The sequence below is a fragment of the Brevundimonas sp. Root1279 genome, assembly GCF_001425945.1.
Taxonomy (GTDB): Bacteria; Pseudomonadota; Alphaproteobacteria; order Caulobacterales; family Caulobacteraceae; genus Brevundimonas.
In genome coordinates, this window is record NZ_LMEB01000009.1 from 101,143 (window position 1) to 118,475 (window position 17,333).

23 protein-coding genes and 1 tRNA gene are annotated in these 17,333 nt (G+C 69.7%); 11 read left to right on the forward strand and 13 right to left on the reverse strand.

All coding sequences use genetic code 11. The annotated features are described in order from the left end of the window. Positions 1 to 3: 3 nt before the first annotated feature. Together ASC65_RS13865 and ASC65_RS13870 are read left to right on the forward strand one after the other, a co-directional pair. Positions 4 to 80 (forward strand) — tRNA-Lys (locus tag ASC65_RS13865). Positions 81 to 211: 131 nt separating this feature from the next. Next, positions 212 to 499: a hypothetical protein gene (locus ASC65_RS13870; RefSeq protein WP_156459674.1), complete on the forward strand. Its 288-nt coding sequence runs from the start codon at positions 212 to 214 to the stop codon at positions 497 to 499. Between the two features lie 8 nt (positions 500 to 507). Here the strand turns inward: ASC65_RS13870 and ASC65_RS17740 are convergent, their stop codons facing one another. Then, a complete protein-coding gene (locus ASC65_RS17740; protein WP_268750066.1) occupies positions 508 to 630 on the reverse strand; it encodes a hypothetical protein in 123 nt (40 codons plus the stop codon). Positions 631 to 743: 113 nt separating this feature from the next. Between ASC65_RS17740 and ASC65_RS13875 the strand changes: the two genes are divergently transcribed. Further along, positions 744 to 1,289 carry a hypothetical protein gene (locus ASC65_RS13875; RefSeq protein ID WP_056454493.1) on the forward strand — a complete coding sequence of 182 codons (546 nt, stop codon included), beginning with the start codon at positions 744 to 746 and terminating at the stop codon, positions 1,287 to 1,289. A 122-nt stretch (positions 1,290 to 1,411) separates the two neighbouring features. Here ASC65_RS13875 and tgt read toward each other — a convergent pair whose 3' ends face one another. From tgt to queA, 3 genes are all read right to left on the reverse strand, one after another. Then, the gene (tgt, locus tag ASC65_RS13880) at positions 1,412 to 2,524 is read right to left on the reverse strand and encodes a tRNA guanosine(34) transglycosylase Tgt (RefSeq protein WP_056454496.1); all 1,113 of its coding nucleotides are present in this window, start codon (positions 2,522 to 2,524) and stop codon (positions 1,412 to 1,414) included. A gap of 231 nt (positions 2,525 to 2,755) precedes the next feature. Further along, positions 2,756 to 3,223: a hypothetical protein gene (locus ASC65_RS13885; RefSeq protein ID WP_056454499.1), complete on the reverse strand. Its 468-nt coding sequence runs from the start codon at positions 3,221 to 3,223 to the stop codon at positions 2,756 to 2,758. After that, complete coding sequence (gene queA / locus ASC65_RS13890; protein WP_056455240.1) at positions 3,220 to 4,311, reverse strand: tRNA preQ1(34) S-adenosylmethionine ribosyltransferase-isomerase QueA; 1,092 nt, start codon at positions 4,309 to 4,311, stop codon at positions 3,220 to 3,222. Before queA ends, ASC65_RS13885 begins: the two co-directional genes overlap by 4 nt. Positions 4,312 to 4,406: 95 nt before the next feature. Between queA and ASC65_RS13895 the strand changes: the two genes are divergently transcribed. Continuing rightward, complete coding sequence (locus ASC65_RS13895; RefSeq protein ID WP_056454502.1) at positions 4,407 to 4,820, forward strand: hypothetical protein; 414 nt, start codon at positions 4,407 to 4,409, stop codon at positions 4,818 to 4,820. A gap of 49 nt (positions 4,821 to 4,869) precedes the next feature. Further along, positions 4,870 to 5,340: a nuclear transport factor 2 family protein gene (locus tag ASC65_RS13900; RefSeq protein WP_056454505.1), complete on the forward strand. Its 471-nt coding sequence runs from the start codon at positions 4,870 to 4,872 to the stop codon at positions 5,338 to 5,340. Here the strand turns inward: ASC65_RS13900 and ASC65_RS13905 are convergent. Both ASC65_RS13905 and ASC65_RS13910 read right to left on the reverse strand, forming a co-directional pair. Beyond that, a complete protein-coding gene (locus ASC65_RS13905; RefSeq protein WP_056454508.1) occupies positions 5,318 to 6,595 on the reverse strand; it encodes an amidohydrolase family protein in 1,278 nt (425 codons plus the stop codon). The two genes, ASC65_RS13900 and ASC65_RS13905, sit on opposite strands and share 23 nt — an antisense overlap. A 68-nt stretch (positions 6,596 to 6,663) precedes the next feature. After that, positions 6,664 to 6,933, reverse strand: a complete 270-nt coding sequence (locus tag ASC65_RS13910) for a hypothetical protein (protein WP_056454511.1) — start codon at positions 6,931 to 6,933, stop codon at positions 6,664 to 6,666. 117 nt (positions 6,934 to 7,050) lie between these two features. On the opposite strand from ASC65_RS13910, the gene ASC65_RS13915 reads away from it, so the two are divergent. From ASC65_RS13915 to ASC65_RS13935, 5 genes are all read left to right on the forward strand, one after another. After that, positions 7,051 to 7,521, forward strand: a complete 471-nt coding sequence (locus ASC65_RS13915; protein WP_056454514.1) for a hypothetical protein — start codon at positions 7,051 to 7,053, stop codon at positions 7,519 to 7,521. A 38-nt stretch (positions 7,522 to 7,559) separates the two neighbouring features. Further along, positions 7,560 to 8,243, forward strand: coding sequence for a hypothetical protein (locus ASC65_RS13920; protein WP_056454517.1), 684 nt, complete (start codon positions 7,560 to 7,562; stop codon positions 8,241 to 8,243). Positions 8,244 to 8,290: 47 nt separating this feature from the next. Next, a complete protein-coding gene (locus ASC65_RS13925; RefSeq protein ID WP_056454520.1) occupies positions 8,291 to 9,961 on the forward strand; it encodes a lysine--tRNA ligase in 1,671 nt (556 codons plus the stop codon). Between the two features lie 201 nt (positions 9,962 to 10,162). After that, positions 10,163 to 10,657, forward strand: coding sequence for an SH3 domain-containing protein (locus ASC65_RS13930; protein ID WP_056454523.1), 495 nt, complete (start codon positions 10,163 to 10,165; stop codon positions 10,655 to 10,657). Positions 10,658 to 10,969: 312 nt separating this feature from the next. Next, on the forward strand, positions 10,970 to 11,359 hold the full coding sequence (locus ASC65_RS13935; RefSeq protein ID WP_056454526.1) for a cupin domain-containing protein: 390 nt from the start codon (positions 10,970 to 10,972) through the stop codon (positions 11,357 to 11,359). A gap of 10 nt (positions 11,360 to 11,369) precedes the next feature. On the opposite strand, the gene ASC65_RS13940 is transcribed toward ASC65_RS13935, so the two are convergent. The 6 genes from ASC65_RS13940 to ASC65_RS13965 form a co-directional block, all read right to left on the reverse strand. After that, positions 11,370 to 12,005, reverse strand: a complete 636-nt coding sequence (locus ASC65_RS13940; protein ID WP_056454529.1) for a S24 family peptidase — start codon at positions 12,003 to 12,005, stop codon at positions 11,370 to 11,372. Between the two features lie 64 nt (positions 12,006 to 12,069). Then, positions 12,070 to 12,501 (reverse strand): hypothetical protein, encoded by a 432-nt coding sequence (locus ASC65_RS13945; RefSeq protein ID WP_056454532.1) that lies wholly within the window; start codon positions 12,499 to 12,501, stop codon positions 12,070 to 12,072. A 14-nt stretch (positions 12,502 to 12,515) separates the two neighbouring features. Then, positions 12,516 to 12,944, reverse strand: coding sequence for a hypothetical protein (locus ASC65_RS13950; protein WP_056454535.1), 429 nt, complete (start codon positions 12,942 to 12,944; stop codon positions 12,516 to 12,518). 89 nt (positions 12,945 to 13,033) lie between these two features. Further along, positions 13,034 to 13,378, reverse strand: coding sequence for a hypothetical protein (locus ASC65_RS13955; RefSeq protein WP_056454538.1), 345 nt, complete (start codon positions 13,376 to 13,378; stop codon positions 13,034 to 13,036). Positions 13,379 to 13,612: 234 nt separating this feature from the next. After that, positions 13,613 to 14,011: a PaaI family thioesterase gene (locus ASC65_RS13960; RefSeq protein WP_056454541.1), complete on the reverse strand. Its 399-nt coding sequence runs from the start codon at positions 14,009 to 14,011 to the stop codon at positions 13,613 to 13,615. Continuing rightward, a complete protein-coding gene (locus ASC65_RS13965; RefSeq protein WP_056454544.1) occupies positions 14,008 to 14,484 on the reverse strand; it encodes a PaaI family thioesterase in 477 nt (158 codons plus the stop codon). Before ASC65_RS13965 ends, ASC65_RS13960 begins: the two co-directional genes overlap by 4 nt. 61 nt (positions 14,485 to 14,545) lie before the next feature. On the opposite strand from ASC65_RS13965, the gene ASC65_RS13970 reads away from it, so the two are divergent. After that, positions 14,546 to 15,586: a ligase-associated DNA damage response exonuclease gene (locus tag ASC65_RS13970; protein WP_056454547.1), complete on the forward strand. Its 1,041-nt coding sequence runs from the start codon at positions 14,546 to 14,548 to the stop codon at positions 15,584 to 15,586. Here the strand turns inward: ASC65_RS13970 and ASC65_RS13975 are convergent. After that, a complete protein-coding gene (locus tag ASC65_RS13975; RefSeq protein WP_056454549.1) occupies positions 15,583 to 17,217 on the reverse strand; it encodes a response regulator in 1,635 nt (544 codons plus the stop codon). The genes ASC65_RS13970 and ASC65_RS13975 overlap by 4 nt on opposite strands. Between the last annotated feature and the right edge of the window lie 116 nt (positions 17,218 to 17,333).

Here is a 17,333-nt window from a genome sequence, read left to right on the forward strand (position 1 = left end):
TGTGCGTCCTTAGCTCAGTTGGTTAGAGCATCTGACTTTTAATCAGAGGGTCCTCGGTTCGAGCCCGAGAGGACGTACCACCACCGCCTTCTTCCAGATTTGCGGACCAGCGCTCGACGCTAGGGGCGGCCCCTAGGGGACGTACCCACCGCCTCCTGGCGGAACCACGCCCGCGCCGTCCGGTTGTCGAGGGACACCGATGGAGGCCGCGATGCCGCAGCAGAACACCGACACGTCCAAGGCCACGGCCAAGAAGGTCAACGGCCCGGGCGCGCCTGAGCGAGAGCGCGGGCAAACGGCGTCAGCGCCTTCCGAATCCCCCAGCTACGCCGACGGCGCCGACTACATTGATGATGAGGGCGACGCTCTGGGCGCGGACGATGTGCAGCAGGGGTCAAACCACCTGAACCGGCTCGACGGCGGCGAGAAGCTGTACGGGCAGGGCCGCAAGACCCGCGAGGGCAATCTGCACCGGCTCCGGGACGGCTCGGCCAGCTAGCCTGGACCCTAGGGCTTGCCGCGTCGGAAGCGGCACTTCTTGCAGACGAGCGTGCCTGGCTTCGAGCGGCTGTACTTGAACTGGTGGTCGCACCGGCGCTGCAGGAGCCAGGTCTTGAACTGCTGGATCATGGCGGCCGGTATCGGGCGCCCGGGACACACCCGCGACCCCAATTGTCATGATGCTGCGGCCAAGCTTGTGGACGAGCGTTTCGTAACTGGCTTGACCGTGGTTAAGGGAGGGCATGCGCGCATCCCTCCTGACCGTCTCCGCCTGCCTCCTGCTGTCCGCCTGCAACGCGGGGGCCAGCGCCGTGGACGGGGTGCGACAGTTCGGGGCGGGGTTCGAGGGGGCGGCGACGGCGCCGCTGGAGGATCTGAACCTGCGCCGGGAGATGATCCCGACCGTGCTGCTGCAGGCCGAGAGCAACCCCTATGACCTGCGCAACCTGAACCACTGCTCGACCATCGGGGCCGAGCTGACCCGGCTGGACGAGGCCCTGGGCCCAGACCTGGACGAGCCGCCGGCGCCGGACGGCTCCTATCTCAGCGAGCGGGCGGCCGACGCGGCGGCCAAGGCGGCGCTTACGGCGATCCGCGACACCACCACCGACTTCATCCCCGGCCGCAGCTGGGTCCGCCGCCTGTCGGGCGCCGATCAGCACAGCCGCCACGTCCAGTCGGCCATTCAGGCCGGCCGCATGCGCCGGTCGTTCCTCAAGGGCGTGGGCATGAGCCGCAACTGCGCCCCGCCGGCGGCGCCGCGCTGGTTTGAGCCGCGGAGAGGGTAAAAAGGGGGGAGGGTCGAGGGTCGAGGGTCGAGGGGCTATGTCGTCCAAGCTTGGCGCGAGCCGCTTGGCAGGATCGCCGCTCGATGAGCCGCTCAATCACCTCAACCCTCGACCCTCGACCCTCACTTCGAGACGTGCCGCCCGTGGAAGTCCTTCCGGAACTGTTCGAAGCGGCCCTCGGCGATGGCTGAGCGCATCGCGGCGGTCAGGGCCTGGAAGAAGGCGATGTTGTGCCAGCTGAGCAGGATCTTGCCGAGGATCTCGTCGGTTCGGATCAGGTGGTGCAGGTAGGCCTTTGAATAGTCTTGGGAAGCCGGGCAGGGGACTTCGAGGTCCAGCGGGTCCTGATCCTCGGCGAAGCGGGCGTTCTTGAGGTTGATCGGGCCGTCCCAGGTCCAGGCCTGGCCGTGGCGGCCGGCGCGGGTGGGCAGGACGCAGTCGAACATGTCGACGCCGCGATACACCGCCTCGACCAGGTCGACCGGCTTGCCGACGCCCATCAGGTAGCGCGGGCGGTCGGCGGGCAGCATCTCGGGGGCGTAGTCGAGCACCTCGCACATGGCCTGGTGGCCCTCGCCGACGGCCAGGCCGCCGATGGCGTGGCCGTCGAAGCCGATTTCCTGCAGGCGCTCGGACGACTCCTGGCGCAGATTCTGGAAGGTCGAGCCCTGCTGGATGCCGAACAGGGCCTGGGTGTCGCGCGTGCCGAAGGCGTCCTTGGAGCGCTTCGCCCAGCGCGCCGACAACTCCATGCCCGAGCGGGCGCGGGGCTCCTCCGCGGGCCAGGCGACGCATTCGTCCAGCTGCATGACGATGTCCGAGCCCAGGCGGTCGGCCTGGATCTCGATCGAGCGTTCCGGCGTCAGGACGTGCTTGGAGCCGTCGACGTGGCTGGAGAAGGTCACCGCCTCCTCGGTCAGCTTGGAGATGCCCGACAGGGACATGACCTGGAAGCCGCCCGAGTCGGTCAGGATCGGCTTGTCCCAGCGCATGAACTTATGCAGGCCGCCCAGCCGCTCCATCCGCTCGGGCCCAGGGCGCAGCATCAGGTGGTAGGTGTTGCCCAGGAGGATGTCGGCGCCGGTCTGCTTCACCTGGTCGACGGTCAGGGCCTTCACCGTCGCGGCGGTGCCCACCGGCATGAAGGCGGGGGTGCGGATTTCACCGCGAGTCGTCTTCAGGACGCCGGTGCGCGCGCGGCCGTCGGTGGCGGAGATGTCGAAGGGGAAGGGCAAGGGCGGCTCGGGAAAAACGGGGTCTGAATAGTCTGAATAGTCTGAAACCGGCCAATGGCGGCGGCGGCCGATGTCACAAAATCAGAGTCTGAATCGTCTGAATCGTCTGAAACCCGGTCCGGGGGCGGGGCGTCGGGGCATCATAAGGTGGGCCCGGGCGGCGCCATATCAAGGACGCTGACTTTCTGCGAACCCGAGAGATTTCAGCTTGGTAGCGGGAGGTGATGCGCGTCAGCGTAGCAGCGTCTCCAGGCGTTCGGCGCGCTGCAGATCCTTGGGGCGGCCGAACTGGCGGCAGATCTCGATCTGCTCGGCGACGGACGGAATGTGGATGACGCCCGCCTCGGTGGCGACGGGGACGCGGGTCTGGAAGCTCACCGGCGACCATTCGGCGCCCGAACGCACCTCCATCTCGGCCATGACGTCGATGGGGATGGGGGTGGTCAGGATCTGGCCGAACACCTGCGAGCGGAACATGCCCTCGCTGGGGTCCTCGACCGGCTGACCGCCCAGGGCCGCGATCAGGCGGCGCGCGTCGCGCGGGCTGGCCATGACGTCGACGTCGGGGGTGTGCAACTCCTCCAGCCCGGCCAGGACCATGGCCGCGCCGCCGAACACCCACCAGGGATCCTGCAGCTCCGTCGCCGCAGAGGCGAGGATGTCGAAGGTCGCGTCCAGGACGTCCTCGGCCTCGGTCACGGGGCGCTCCGGAACAGCAGGCTGCCGTCGCCGTAGGAATAGAACCGGTAGCCGTCGGCGATGGCGTGGGCGTAGGCGGCCTTCATCGTCTCCAGCCCGGCGAAGGCCGAGACCAGCATGAACAGGGTCGACTTGGGCAGGTGGAAATTGGTCATCAGAACGTCGGCGGCGCGGAAGCGGTAGCCGGGGGTGATGAAGATGGCCGTGTCGCCGTGGAAGGGGTGGATGACCCGCTCCTCGTCGGCGGCGCTCTCGAGCAGGCGCAGGGAGGTGGTGCCGACGCAGACGATGCGGCCGCCGGCGGCGCGCACGGCGTTCAGCGCCCGGGCCGTCTCGGCGGGGACCTCGCCCCATTCGGAGTGCATCTTGTGGTCGGCGGTGTCGTCGGCCTTGACCGGCAGGAAGGTGCCGGCCCCGACGTGCAGGGTCACGGCGTGGGTCGAGACGCCCCTGGCGCGGATGGCCTCGAGCAGGGCTGGGGTGAAGTGCAGGCCCGCCGTGGGGGCGGCGACCGAGCCGTCCCACTGGGCGAACATGGTCTGATAGTCGGAGCGGTCGCGGTCGTCCTCAGCCCGCTTGGCGGCGATATAGGGCGGCAGGGGCATGACCCCGACGTCGCGGATGGCGTCGTCCAGCGCCAGCCCGGTCAGGTCGAACTTCAGCGCGACCAGCCCGTCCTCGCCCTTGCTCATGACGGTGGCGTCGAGGCGGCCGAGCTCGCAGGCGCCGTCGACCAATTGGCCGAAGCGGATGCGGTCGCCCTCCTTGATGCGCTTGCCGGGCTTCATGAAGGCCGACCAGACTTCGGGCCCGTCGCGGTGATGCAGGGTGGCCTCGACCTCGACGGTCAGGGTCTCGCCTTCGGGGCCGGGGCGCTGGCGCACGCCGGACAGGCGGGCGGGGATCACCCGGGTGTCGTTGAACACAAGGGCGTCGCCGGGGCGCAGGAAGCCGGGCAGGTCGCGGATGATCCGATCCTCGAGCTCCCCGTTGTGGACGACCAGCAGGCGCGCGGAATCGCGCGGCTCCGCGGGACGCAGGGCGATGCGCTCTTCCGGAAGGTCGAAGTCGAAGTCGGCGGTCTTCATCAGGCCGCGCAAAGGCCACGGGGGAGGGGCGGGGTCAAGGCGGGGCGACCTTGTGTCAGCCTGACCCGCCTCGGCCGATCAGGCATACAAGGCGTATGAAACTGCTCAGCCTCATCGCCGTCTCCGCCCTCGCCCTGTCCGTCGCCGCCTGCGAGGTCGACACCTCGGCCCTGCAGGAGATCGAGGACACCGCCGCCCAGGCCCGCGCCACGGCGGACGAGATCAACGCCCGGACAGACCAGATCCAGCAGGCGGTCGACGACCCCGTGGGCGCCCTGCGCGGGGTGGTGACGGCCAATCTGAGCAAGGCCCCGACGGACCAGCCGGGCGTTTATGTGCTCACCGACCTGCAGACCGGCTGCCAGTTCCTGGCCACCTACGGGGCGGATGGAACGACGGTGAGCTCGATCGCCCCGCGGGTCGAAGCCGCAGCCGGCGGCGGCACGCGCCAGCGCTGCATCGCGATCCCCGGCGCCCGGGCGGAAGCGCAGGCCGAAGCCGAGGGCTGATCCGGCTCCGGCCATGGACAGGGTTCGCAAACCGATGGATTGTGAACCCATGCGCAAGCTCGCCCTTTCCCTGATCGCCTGCCTCGCTGTGGTCGCCACCGGACCCGCCTTCGCAGGACAAGCCGCGGACTGCGACAGCTCACCCGCCGCCAATCGTCAGCTGGTGCTGGACTTCTACACGCTCGGCCTCGTCGAGCGGCAGCCCGAGGTCGCCTTCGAGCGCTACACTTCGCCCGCCTTCGTCGAGCACAAGCCGGACATTCCCGGCGGCACGCGCGCGGCCGTGGTCGAGTTCCTGGGGGGCATCATCCGCGATGTTCCGACGGCGCGCTGGGAGGTGCTGCGCTCGGCGGCCTCGGATGACCTGGTCTTCATCCACGCCCGCATGACGCCCGCGCCCGGCGCGCCCGCCTACGCCCTGGCCGACATCTTCCGCGTCGAGAACTGCCGCATCGTCGAGCACTGGGACGTGGTGGCCGGTCCGCCGGAAGATTCCGTCAATCCGCACTCGCGGTTCTAGGCTCGGGATCCTTCACCACCTCGCCGCCCTTCATGACCCAGACCACATTGCGTGTGGCGTGGATGTCGGCGGTCGGGTCGCCCTGGACGGCGACGAGGTCGGCCAGCAGGCCCGGCTGGACGCGGCCGCGGTCGGGTAGGTCCAAGGCCTCGGCGTTGCCGGAGGTGGCGGCCATGAGGACGTCGGCCGCCGGCATGCCGTAGTCGACCATCAGCTCCATCTCGAGGGCGTTGGTGCCGTGGGCGTAGACCCCGACGTCGCCGCCCATGCACATCTTCACTCCAGCGGCGCGTGCGGCGGCGAAGGCCTCGCGGTGGGCGCGGACGCGGGGCGGGGCGCTGGCGGCGGACCCGTCCCAGCCGGCGTAGCGGGCGTTGGACCAGGTGGCGGCGAGGGTGGGGCACAGGACCACGCCGCGCCCGGCCATCAGCCGGTAGATCTCGGGCGTGCCGCCGTCGCCGTGCTCGATGGTGTCGGCCCCGGCCGAGGCGGCGCGGCGCATGCCCTCGGCGGTGGCGGCGTGGATGGCCACCGGGCGGCCGGCGGCGTGGGCGGTCTCGACGGCGAGGCGCATCTCGGCCTCGGAGAAGGTCGGACGGCTGGGCTCGCCGGGCCGCCAGGGGCTGTCGGCGTAGAGCTTGATGACGTCGGCGCCCCCGCCGATCTGGCTGCGCACCACGCGGATCAGGTCGTCGCCGTCGGCCTCTTCGGCGCCCAGCGGCGTGTCGGCGCCCGGCTCGAAGCCCTTGGGGCCGTAGGCGCCGGTGGCCACGATGGCGCGGGTGGCGGCGAGGATGCGGGGGCCGGGAACGATGCCCTCGTCGATGGCCTGGCGCAGGCCGACGTCGGCGTAGCCCGCCCCCTCGGTACCGAGGTCACGGGTCGTCGTGAAGCCGGCGTTGAGGGTGTCCTCCGCCGCCACCACGGCCCGGGCGGTGCGCAGGGCGAGCGGCTCGTGCAGCACCTGATCGTCCCACTTGGCTTCGTTGTAGGGGTGCAGGAACAGGTGGGAGTGGCCCTCGATGAAGCCGGGCAGCAGGGTGGCGCCGGGCAGGTCGACGATGCGCGCGTCGGCAGGCGCGACCACCGACGGCCCGACGGCGACGATGCGCTCGCCCTCGACCAGCACCGACCAGCCTGGGTGCAGCCGGCCGTCGACGCCGTCGAACACGGCGGCCGGGCGGATGAGCGTAGGGGTCTGGGCCAGGGCCGGCGTGGCGAGCAACAGGCTCAGGCAGGCGACGATCGTGCGCATGGGGCCTCGCGGGGCGACGGGGCGGCGAGGGTGCGGCCAAGCCGGGCGAGGCGCAAGCGGGAAGGCGGCTAGTCCTCGTCGCCGCCGTGGCGGTCTTCCGGCGCGACGTAGTGGCGCTCGATGTCGGCGACGTCCATGCGGTGGCCGGTGGCCTCGGCGACGATGGCGACGATGTCCGCGTCGGTCTTGCCGGCGTCGCGCATCTGCTCGATCTCGTCGCTGACCATCTCGACGAATTCGGAGACTTCGAACCGCTCCTCGCCGAGCCCGAGGGCCTCGCGGAGGCTGCGTTGCGCCGCAATGGCCTGGTCGATGGTGAAGGTGGGTTGATCGGTCATGCGGCGGCTCCGGGCGGGAGCCCTGACAACCGATGTCGGGGGGCGAGGTTGCACCGGCGTCGCGTCGGGCCCGCCGGGAAGCGATGAACCCGTTCGCCGGGCAGGTGTTGGGAAGCGATGCGTGTACCCGATCTCCTTGCGTCCGCCCTCATCGGCGCCGTCGCCAGCGCCCGTTCGATGACCCCCATGGCGGCTCTGGCGACCGCCCACCTTGCCCACCGCAAGACGCCCGGCCGGCTGCGCCTGCTGACCCATCCGCTGTTCACGGCCGGGGCCCTCGTGATGGGCGTCGGCGAGTTGTTCGGCGACAAGATGAAGTCGGCCCCGGACCGGACCGTCCCGCTGGGCCTGCTCGCCCGGGTCATGAGCGCCGGCATCGCGGGCGCCGCTCTGGCGCCGAAGGGGCGGGAGCGCTTCGGGGGCCTGCTGGCGGTGACGGTCGCTGTGCCGCTGGCCTACCTCACCCTGGCGGGCCGCAAGCGGGCGATGCGGGAGATCGGCCAGACCAGGAGCGGGCTGATCGAGGATGCGCTGGTGGTCGCGAGCGGTGCGGCGGTGGTGGCGGGGACGGTGAAGCGGCGCCGTTAAGTCTTGGGTTCCGCCGGGTACGTCGTTAGGCTTGGCCGATGGGCGGGAAGATCAGCATAGAACGGGCCATCCTTGTCGGGATGGTGTGGGTCAACGGCACGGCGCTGCTGGGTTTCGGCCTGCCGCTGGCCGGCTTCGGCGCGATCGGTGCTCTGATGGAGACCCAGGCGGACGATGGTTGGATCGTGCTGGGCGCCTTGATCCTGGCGTTCGTGCTCGCCCTCCTTTGCAGTTGGGTGGCCTGGTCGAGCCAGATCACGCGTTGGCGGCTGTGGGCCTACCGGCGGGTCGACGACGTCCAGGCCCTGAAGACGGCCGCCGTAACGGCGAGCCTGATCTGGCCGGACGGACATTTCCTTGAGAAGACCGAGTTTCGGAGCCCGCATCAGGCTGCGGAACTGCAGCGCCTGGAGCGAGCGGCCAGTGCGCGCGGGGCGATGAAGCGACCGGAGCAGCGCCCGACCCGGCTCGGGACGGCCGGCAAGGCGCTGTTCTTCGGCCTTGTCCTGACGCCGATTTCAGTCCTCGCCCCGATGGGGTTCTTGAGCTTCTTGGGGATCGATCTCAGCGGCAGTTGGATCTTTCTCACGATCCTTGCGGCCTTTCCGTTGGTCGTCGCCGGTTTGATCTATGGCCGGGCCCGGCGTGACGGGGTGTCGGCGGACGAAGGCTTCCGCCGAATGCTTCCGCGAGCCCTGCGGGCTGAACCGGGCGATCGGTGACGCGCCGGGCGTTGACCCGCCGCCCCTGACGCTGCAAAGCCCCTCCCATGCTGCAGAACCTCGAAACCCTCTCGCGTGAGGCCAAGTCCTGGCCGTTCGAACAGGCCCGCAATCTTCTGAACCACGTTCTGAAGAAGCGGCTGTCGGACGCCGACCGGAACGCCGCCAAGCTGCTGATCGACGCCGGCAAGGCGGACGAGGCGCTGGCGACCTTCGAGGCGCTGCAGCGGCCGGTGATCCTGGAGACGGGGTATGGGCCGTCGGGCCTGCCGCACATGGGCACCTTCGGCGAGGTGGCGCGCACGACCATGGTGCGCAACGCCTTCCGCGCCCTGACCGGCGACCACTGGCGCACGCGGCTGATCGCCTTCTCGGACGACATGGACGGACTGCGCAAGGTTCCGGAGGGCATCCCCAATCCGGAGATGCTGCGCGAGGACCTGCACAAGCCGCTGACCGTGGTGCGCGACCCGTTCGGCACGCACGACAGCTTCGGGGCGCACAACAACGCCCGCCTGCGCGCCTTCCTCGACGGCTTCGGCTTCGAGTACGAGTTCCTCTCCTCGACCGAGCAGTACAGGTCGGGGCGGTTCGACGAGGTGCTGCTGCGTCTGCTGGAGCGGTTCGACGCGGTCCAGTCCATCATGCTGCCGACGCTCGGCGAAGAGCGCCGCGCCACCTATTCGCCCTTCCTGCCGGTCAGCCCGATCACCGGCCATGTGCTGCAGGTGCCGACGCTGGAGCGCAACGTCGAGAAGGGCACGATCGTGTTCGACGATCCCGCCGGCGGACGAACCGAGGTCCCGGTCACCGGCGGCCATGTGAAGCTGCAGTGGAAGCCCGACTGGGCCATGCGCTGGACGGCGCTGGACGTCGACTACGAGATGTCGGGCAAGGACCTGATCGAGAGCGTGCGCGAGAGCTCCAAGGTCTGCCGCGCGCTTGGGGGCGTCCCGCCCGAGGGCTTCAACTACGAGCTCTTCCTCGACATCGAGGGCAAGAAGATCTCCAAGTCCAAGGGCAACGGCCTGACCATGGAGGAGTGGCTGCGCTACGGCACGCCCGAGAGCCTGTCGTGGTACATGTTCCAGTCGCCGAAGTCCGCCAAGTCGCTGCATTTCAACGTCATTCCGCGCGCGATCGACGACTATCTGGCCTTCATCGAGGCCTATAAGACGCAGGAGCCGCCGAAGCGGATCGACAACGCCGTCTGGTCGATCCATTCGGGGGCGCCGCCCGAGCACACCTCGCCGGTGTCCTTCGCCCTGCTGCTCAACCTGGTGGGCGTGGCGAATGCCTCGTCCAAGGCGCAGCTATGGGCCTATTTCGCCAAATACCTGCCCGAGGCGACGCCCGAGAACGAACCGCTGCTCGACCAGCTGATGGACCGGGCGCTGAACTACTACGAGGACTTCGTGAAGCCGACGAAGTCCTACCGCCTGCCCGACGACAAGGAGAAGGCGGCGCTGCTGGACCTGGCGGCGCGGCTGAAGGCCCTGCCGGCCGACACCACGGACGGCGAACTGATCCAGGGCGAGGTCTACGCCGTGGGCAAAGAACACGCGTTCGAGCCGCTGCGCGCCTGGTTCGGGGCGCTGTACGAGGTGCTGCTGGGCGCGTCGCAGGGGCCGCGGTTCGGCTCGTTCGCGGCCATTTACGGCCTGCCGCAGACGATCGCTCTGATCGAGGCTGGCGCGAACGGCGAGCTGGCGTCTTAGTCGGCCGCGGTCGTCGGCCCTGCGGGACCTCCCGACCCGACGCGGCCTGGCGCTTCGCGCGCTCAAGCAGCGAGCGACCGCGTCGCGAGCGTTAGCGCGCTAACGAACATGAACCGAATATAACGGCGACCCTCCGGGAGCCTTCAGCTTGGCCAGTGCATTGTGCCTGCCATCGACCAACTCGATGACAGGAGATGAGCCATGTCGAATAACAAGAAAATCACCGTCGCTATCGCCGCCGCCGCCATTCTGGGCACGCTCGCTCCGGCGGCCATTCCGACCATCGCTTCCGCCCAATCGCGCGCCAACGGCGTGACCAACTGTGACGCCCCCGGCGGCCGCCAGCGCACCGGCGCCCTGATCGGCGGCGTGCTCGGCGCCCTGGCCGGCAGCCAAATCTCGGACAATGAGCGCGCCCTCGGCGCGGTCGCGGGCGGCGCCGCGGGTGCGGCCGCCGGCTCGTACATCGGCTGTAACCAGCAGCGCCAGCGCGCCGCCAGTTCGAACTACAGCTACGACAACAGCGCCCAGTACCGGGCCATGTCCAACCTGAACATTCGTTCGGGCCCGGGCACCGGCTACCGCACCATGGGCCGTCTGTCGGCCGGCCAGCCGTTCACGGCCACCGGCTCGCAGGGCGAATGGGTCCAGATCGCCGGCGGCGGCTGGGTCAACGCCCACTACGTCACGCGCTAAGCACTGGCGCAGAGACAAGGAGAGGCCGCCCTTCGGGGCGGCCTTTTTTGTTCGGATCTCCAGGCCCAGGTCTGCTTGGAGGATCTCCTGTCCGAGCAGGGGAGGCTCGCCCGGCTACCAAAGCAAAAGCCGGTGCGCGGCGGCCGATGACGAGAATGGATGGCTGGCCCAGCGGGGCAACGAAGCCCTGTTTCCGTAGCGCTCGAAGGCGACGTTGAACTCGCGTCCGCTCGATTTGCCCGGCCGCTCGGCCTGCGCGATGCTCCGATGCACGCGCCCAGGCGGCGCAAACCGCAACCTGAGGGACCCTGGATGCCACGCAGAGACTTCGATCCCGCCAGCGTCACAGCCGACGGGCGGGCGGCGAGCAAGGAGACCCTGTTCGACGGCGCCGCGGCCGGGCCATGGCGTGGGGTCGTCGAAGGGGTGGCGTGGGGCGGACAGACGACCGTCCTAGCCTACGGCACGGACACGATCGGGGAGGGGCCGCGGCTGCACGTCCACCCCTATGACGAGACCTTCATCGTCATCGCCGGGCGGGCGCGGTTCTTTGTCGGCGACACGACGCTGGAGGCGGCCCAGGGCGACGTGGTGTTCGGGCCGGCCGGCGTTCCGCACAGGTTCGAGAACCTGGGGCCGGGCCGCCTGCAGACGATCGACATCCACCATTCGCCGAAGTGGATCCAGACGGACCTGGACTAGGCCGGCCCTGCTACTGGCTCACCCACAGGATGCGGCCCATCCACTGGATGTCGCGGCGTTCGACGGTGCGCGGTTCGTAGGCTGGGTTGATCGAGGCGAGGGTGACGGTCTCGGTGGTGAGCCGGTCGACCTCCTTGGCCAAGGTCTCGCCGCCGGTGGTGCGGACCACGACGCGGTCGCCCTTGCGCACGTCGGACGCTTCGCGATCGACGATGACCCGGTCGCCCTCACGGTACAGCGGGACCATGGAGTCGCCATTGATGCGCAGGCTGAGAAGGGTGTCGCGGGGACGCGGCAGCTCGGTCTGTTCCCAGCCGTCGCCGACGGGCAGGCCGGCGTCGTCGAAGAAGCCGTCCTGGCCGGCCTGGGCCAGGCCGAGCATGGGCACGGTGGAAGGGCGGTCCGGGGCGTCCTGGGCCAAGGCGGCGAAGTCGCCGAGGGTCGCGCCGGTGGCTTCGAGGATGCGCGTCAGGCTTTCGGTCGAGGGCCAGCGCGGGCGCGGCGGCTCGCCGGGGCCGAAACGCTTGGAAGGATTGAAGCTGGTGGCGTCCAGCCCGGCGCGCCGGGCCAGGCCCGAGGCGCTGAGGCCCTCGCGCCGGGCGAGGCCGTCGATCGCCTTCCAGAGCTGGGCGTGGGACAGGGGCATGACGGCCGAATCAGCAGCGCCTTGGCGGCGATCTGTAGGAATATCCGCCTATGTCCCGTCGTGGTCAACGCGGCTCGGCGACGATTGCGCGGTCGCGCCAGGCCTGGAAGACGCCGATGGACAGGACGCCGAGGGCGGCGAAATTGGCCAGGCTGACGACCTCATAGAGGGTGGCGATCGAGGCGCCGGGCTGGGCGATCATCAGCACATGGGCCATGACGGCGACGGTCTGGACCGCGGCGGCCCAGGCGGGCCACGCGCGGCGGCTCTTCCAGGCCAGGGCGCCGTAGACGACCAGCAGGGCGGCGTCGATCAGGATCAGGGCGAGCTGGGGCTGGTCCATGAGGCTCTCCTCCCGCAGCAGCAGGGTGGAGAACAGGGCGAGGGCGTAGGCGCCGGCGCCAATGCGCTCGGGCTCGTCCCCCTTCAGGAAGCCGACGATGGCGACGAGGACGACGAGGGCGAAGCCGGCGTGGGCGATGACGCTCTCCGGCATGTCTGGTCCGCCGCCTATTCGATCCCGGCGGCCCGGCGTTCCTGCCAGGCCCAGAAGGTGCCGACCCCGATGGTGATCAGGATGGCGACGCCGGACAGATTGTTCACGGCGTAGAAGGCGATGTTGCCGGCGCCGGTGTCCATGATGAAGACCAGGTGGCCGGCGACGATGATGCCCTGGAAGGCGGCGGCCCAGACGGGCCAGGTGCGGCGGCTCTTCCAGGCGATGATGGCGAAGATGGCCAGCAGCACCAGGTCGGCGGCCAGCTGCCCGTATTTGGGCCCGAAGTAGCCGGTGTTGTCCTGGATGAGCAGGGAGGCCAGCGCGACCATGACGAAGGCGCCGGCGCCGATCCGCTCCGGCTCGTCCCCCTTGAGGAAGGCGAAGCCCGCGATCAGCACGATGATCGCGACGCCAATCATCGAGTAGGTCGTGTCAAACACAGAATCGCCCCCAGCGCTCAAAGCGTTGGGGGCGACAATGCATCAAGTCGGTGCGGATCGAAACGTCCGCCGCCCGACATTACGCCGAACTAAACGGCGCGCAGGTGGTCGGCCGAACCGGCCGTGCGCGGGCGGTCTTCCGCCGGCTTGTCCAGGATCCCGCCCATGTAGGTGCCGAAGCCGAGGCGACGGTGATCCTTCGCCATTTCGGCGTGGCACTCGACGACAGCGGCGCGAGCGGCGGCGAGGGCAGCGATGGCCGCCATGGCCTTGGCTTGCGATTCCGCAGCCGCGACCGGCGAGAGCGAGAGGGCAGTGCGGGCGCCGATGAACGACTGCACCAGGGTGGTGGCGTGAGCGATAGCCGCGTCGACGGCTTGCTCGGTGGCATTCAGGTCACCGGCGAGGCTGGCGACGACTTCAGTGCGGTCCATTGATACCCTCCAAACTAGGTAAACCAGGCCTTAACACGGCATAGGCCGTTTAGGTAGGGTTTTGTTGACCATAAACCATCTTATGTCCCTTTCCGGACACAGTGAAGCAATCTCCGGTTGATCGCCGGAAGGGCCCGAGAGGCTTGGAGGCGAGCGGAATCGCCCGTCAGCGCGGACTACGGCTAAGGTCGCTCGATGGTTGAATGAGGCGCGTGTGCGTCTAGGCGGATATGCCTAGAGGTCGTGCTCGGCGAGCAGGAAGTGCGCTGTCAGGGAGGCGATCGGCTGGGCCTCGTCCTCCTGCCAGGCCTCCGCCAGGACGTGGGCGACGCGGCGGCCGGCCTTGCTGATGCGGGCCCGGGCCTGGACGTCGACCGGCCGCCCGGAGCGCAGATAGGCGACGGTGACGTTGATCGGCCGCGGCAGGCGCAGGCGCGGGTAAAGCAGGGCGACCTGGGCGACCGCCGTCAGCTCTAGCAGGGCGGCGGTGGAGCCGCCGTGCAGGGCCGGCAGGACGGGGTTGCCGATCAGCTTCTCGGCGAAGGGCATGGTCACGGTGAGGGCGTCGCCGTCCTCGGCCGAGGTCAGGCCGAGGAAGCGGGCGTAGGGCAGGCGGTTCAGAAGCTCGCTCATTGACCGGCCTCGCGCGGCGCCTTGAGGTTGGCGCCCAGGCCGCGGCCGCCGCTGGAGTTCAGCATGTAGGCTGACTGCGCCGCCGCCACGGGGTTTTCGGGACTGTCCTCGAAGGCCCAGGCCCGGACGAAGGCGACGGAATGGCCCAGATGATAGCAACGGGCTTCAGCAATCAGGTCGCGGCCGGGCTCGGCGGCGCGCATGTAGTCGACGCGCAGGTCGAGGGTGGCGATGGACTCGAAGCGGTCCAGGGCGACCCAGACGGCCAGACCGCCGACGTGATCGAGCAGGGTGGTGACCAGGCCGCCCGACAGCACGCCGGTGTCGGGATCGCCGACCAGGTCCTCGCGCCAGGGAACGCGGATGCGCACCCGGTCGCCCTCCAGGCCTTCGTAGGCGAAGCCCAGGGCGTGGGTGTGGGCGGCGCCGGAGGCGAGCTGGGGCAGGAGCGACTGCAGGGGCGAGGCGGTCATGGTCTGGTATCGTCTCGGTCGGCCGGTGGACGCAAGCGGCGTTCGCGCGTTTCCTCGCCCGATGATCCGCTTCGAAGACCTGCTCAGGCCGACCCCGGCCGGTCTGTACTGCCCGCCCGGCGACTTCTACGTCGATCCGGTGCGGCCGGTCGATCGGGCGGTCATCACCCACGGCCACTCCGACCACGCCCGGGCCGGGCACGGCGCCGTGCTGGCTACGCCCCAGACCCTCGCCATCATGGCCGAGCGCTACGGCGAGGAATTCGCCCTTCGCCGGCAGGCGGTGACCTACGGCGAGACAGCCTCGCATAACGACGTCGACGTGACCCTGGTCCCGGCAGGCCATGTGCTGGGTTCGGCCCAGGCGGTGATCCAGTGGCGTGGCGTGAGAATGGTGGTGTCCGGCGACTACAAGCGGCGGCGCGACCCCACCTGCGCCCTGTTCGAGCCGGTCCCCTGCGATGTCTTCATCTCGGAGGCGACCTTCGGCCTGCCGGTCTTCACCCATCCGCCGGACGCCGAGGAGATCGGACGGCTGGTGCAGTCGCTGCGCCAGTTTCCCGAGCGAGCCCATCTGGTCGGGGCCTATGCCCTGGGCAAGGCGCAGCGGGTGATCCGCCTGTTGCGCGAGGCGGGCTGGGATCGGACCATCTACGTTCACGGGGCGCTGGAGCGGCTGAACCGGTTGTACGAGCGCGAGGGCGTCGACCTGGGTCCGCTGGCGCCCGCCACCGGACTGAAGCCCAATGCGCTGGGCGGCGAGGTGGTCATCGCTCCGCCGTCGGCGACCCAGGATCGTTGGTCGCGCCGCTTCGCCGATCCCGTGCTGGCCTTCGCCTCGGGCTGGATGGGTGTGCGGGCGCGGGCGCGGCAGAGGGGCGTCGAGCTGCCGCTGGTGCTGTCGGACCATGCCGACTGGCCGGAGCTGACGGCCACCTTCGCCGAGCTGAAGCCCGAGGAGATCTGGATCACCCATGGGCGGGAGGAGGGGCTGCTGCGCTGGTGCGAGTTGCACGGGCAGAAGGCGCGGGCCCTGCGGCTGGTGGGCTACGACGACGAGGACGAGGAAGCGGCGGGGGAGGTCGCCGAACCGGTCAGCTAAGCCGCCGACCGGGCCCGTTTCGTGCTGGGTACGACCGCGGCGGCCGCGGCGGCCTGTTCCAGGGCCGCATTCATGGCCATGCGCAGGCGTTCCGGCTTGATCGGCTTCTCGACCACAGCGGCCATGCCGTTGGCCATGTATTTGCGCGCGTCTTCCGGGTCGGCGTTGGCGGTCAGGGCGACGATCGGGATGGCGGCGGCCGGGCCGGTGAGGGCGCGGATGGCCTGGGTCGCCTGGACCCCGTCCATGCGCGGCATCTTGATGTCCATCAGGATCAGGTCGAACAGCCGTTCCTGCACGATCTCGACGGCCTGCAGGCCGTCCTCGGCGGTCTCGGAGGTGCAGCCGAACATCTCGCACAGGGCCTGGGCGACGACGCGGTTGGTCGCGTTGTCGTCGACGATCAGCACGTGCGGCGTGGCGTTGTGGGCCAGGTCCATGTCGGACAGGGACTGGACGTTGGAGGCCGTCGGGGCCTCGACGTAGGCGCGCTCGACCTCGACATCGAAGGCGAAGGTGGCGCCCTGGCCCGGGTTGTTCTCGGCCCAGATGCGGCCGCCCATGCGCTCGATCACCTGGCGGCAGATCGACAGGCCCAGGCCGGCGCCGTCTGGCCCCGAGCCGTGGACGAACGGCTGGAAGATCAGGTCGACGCGGTCGGCGTCGACGCCCGGGCCGTCGTCGCGAATGCGGGCCTCGAGGCGGATGCGGCCGCCCTGGGCCACAGCCTTGAGTCCGGCCTCGACGACGCCGTTGCGGGCGAACTTCAGCGCGTTGCCGATCAGGTTGTTGAACACCTGCTTGAGGCGAACGGGGTCGACCACGGCGGCGAGTTCCGTGTCGCCTTCGTAGCCCACCATGAGGGTCACGTTGTCCTGCGAGGCGCGCGGAGCCCACATCGCCTGGACGTCGTCCATCAGGGCGCGCAGGGGGGTCGGCTCGGCGTGCATCTCCAGCTCGCCGGCCTCGGCGCGGGACAGGTCGAGCGCGTCCTGGAGGATGCGCAGAAGGGTCTCCGACGACTCCACGATCGTCGTCACATGGGCGTGGGCCTGGGCGTTCAGCGGCTGGCGGCGCAGCAGTTCGGCGACGGCGAGGACGCCGTTCATCGGGGTGCGCAGCTCATGGCTCATGATGGCCAGGAACTGGCTCTTGGCGCGGGCCGAGGCGAGAGCCTGGGTCTTGGTGTCGGTCAGGACGCGGGCCTGCTCGGCCAGTTCCTCGTTCTGTTTGCGCTGGCGGTCGTTGACGGCCTGCAGCAGGGACACCGCCGTTCCGACGCCGTGATATTTGCCGCCGCGGGTGACGATGAAGCCGCGCATCAGGGCGCCGGCGCCGCTCTTCATCAGCACATCGCAGAAGGTGTCGATGGCCACGCCGGCCTCGACCACGGCCGGGTCCTCGTCCATCAGATGGATGACCGGGCGCTTGGCGTAGAGGGCGTGTCCGAAGGCCCCGGCGATCTTGAGCAGAAAGGCGTTGCGCTCGATCAGGCCGAGCGGGCGATCGCCGTCGACGACCGGAATGACCAGGGTGTCGGGTTCGCTGGTGAAGCGCGCGAAGACATCGCTGCCCAGCGTGTCGGGCGATACCGCCTCCGCGCGTTCTGTCAGGGCTTCGATGGTCGGCATTCTGCCTGGGACTCCACTGCGACTGGCGGACAGTGCCTTGAACTCTTTGCGGAAGCATTAAGGCTGAGCTTGCCGATTCCCGCCTCTTTTGCCCCTCCGGACGCGTTGGTGTAGAA

Bases quoted from the DNA above. Each gene is read 5' to 3' on its own strand.
- ASC65_RS13870 (WP_156459674.1), top strand. From the start codon at position 212: ATGCCGCAGCAGAACACCGACACGTCCAAGGCCACGGCCAAGAAGGTC.
- ASC65_RS17740 (WP_268750066.1), bottom strand. From the start codon at position 630: ATGATCCAGCAGTTCAAGACCTGGCTCCTGCAGCGCCGGTGCGACCAC.
- ASC65_RS13875 (WP_056454493.1), top strand. From the start codon at position 744: ATGCGCGCATCCCTCCTGACCGTCTCCGCCTGCCTCCTGCTGTCCGCC.
- queA (WP_056455240.1), bottom strand. From the start codon at position 4,311: ATGAAGACCGCCGACTTCGACTTCGACCTTCCGGAAGAGCGCATCGCC.
- ASC65_RS13895 (WP_056454502.1), top strand. From the start codon at position 4,407: ATGAAACTGCTCAGCCTCATCGCCGTCTCCGCCCTCGCCCTGTCCGTC.
- ASC65_RS13900 (WP_056454505.1), top strand. From the start codon at position 4,870: ATGCGCAAGCTCGCCCTTTCCCTGATCGCCTGCCTCGCTGTGGTCGCC.
- ASC65_RS13905 (WP_056454508.1), bottom strand. From the start codon at position 6,595: ATGCGCACGATCGTCGCCTGCCTGAGCCTGTTGCTCGCCACGCCGGCC.
- ASC65_RS13910 (WP_056454511.1), bottom strand. From the start codon at position 6,933: ATGACCGATCAACCCACCTTCACCATCGACCAGGCCATTGCGGCGCAA.
- ASC65_RS13915 (WP_056454514.1), top strand. From the start codon at position 7,051: ATGCGTGTACCCGATCTCCTTGCGTCCGCCCTCATCGGCGCCGTCGCC.
- ASC65_RS13920 (WP_056454517.1), top strand. From the start codon at position 7,560: ATGGGCGGGAAGATCAGCATAGAACGGGCCATCCTTGTCGGGATGGTG.
- ASC65_RS13925 (WP_056454520.1), top strand. From the start codon at position 8,291: ATGCTGCAGAACCTCGAAACCCTCTCGCGTGAGGCCAAGTCCTGGCCG.
- ASC65_RS13930 (WP_056454523.1), top strand. From the start codon at position 10,163: ATGTCGAATAACAAGAAAATCACCGTCGCTATCGCCGCCGCCGCCATT.
- ASC65_RS13935 (WP_056454526.1), top strand. From the start codon at position 10,970: ATGCCACGCAGAGACTTCGATCCCGCCAGCGTCACAGCCGACGGGCGG.
- ASC65_RS13940 (WP_056454529.1), bottom strand. From the start codon at position 12,005: ATGCCCCTGTCCCACGCCCAGCTCTGGAAGGCGATCGACGGCCTCGCC.
- ASC65_RS13945 (WP_056454532.1), bottom strand. From the start codon at position 12,501: ATGCCGGAGAGCGTCATCGCCCACGCCGGCTTCGCCCTCGTCGTCCTC.
- ASC65_RS13955 (WP_056454538.1), bottom strand. From the start codon at position 13,378: ATGGACCGCACTGAAGTCGTCGCCAGCCTCGCCGGTGACCTGAATGCC.
- ASC65_RS13960 (WP_056454541.1), bottom strand. From the start codon at position 14,011: ATGAGCGAGCTTCTGAACCGCCTGCCCTACGCCCGCTTCCTCGGCCTG.
- ASC65_RS13965 (WP_056454544.1), bottom strand. From the start codon at position 14,484: ATGACCGCCTCGCCCCTGCAGTCGCTCCTGCCCCAGCTCGCCTCCGGC.
- ASC65_RS13970 (WP_056454547.1), top strand. From the start codon at position 14,546: ATGATCCGCTTCGAAGACCTGCTCAGGCCGACCCCGGCCGGTCTGTAC.
- ASC65_RS13975 (WP_056454549.1), bottom strand. From the start codon at position 17,217: ATGCCGACCATCGAAGCCCTGACAGAACGCGCGGAGGCGGTATCGCCC.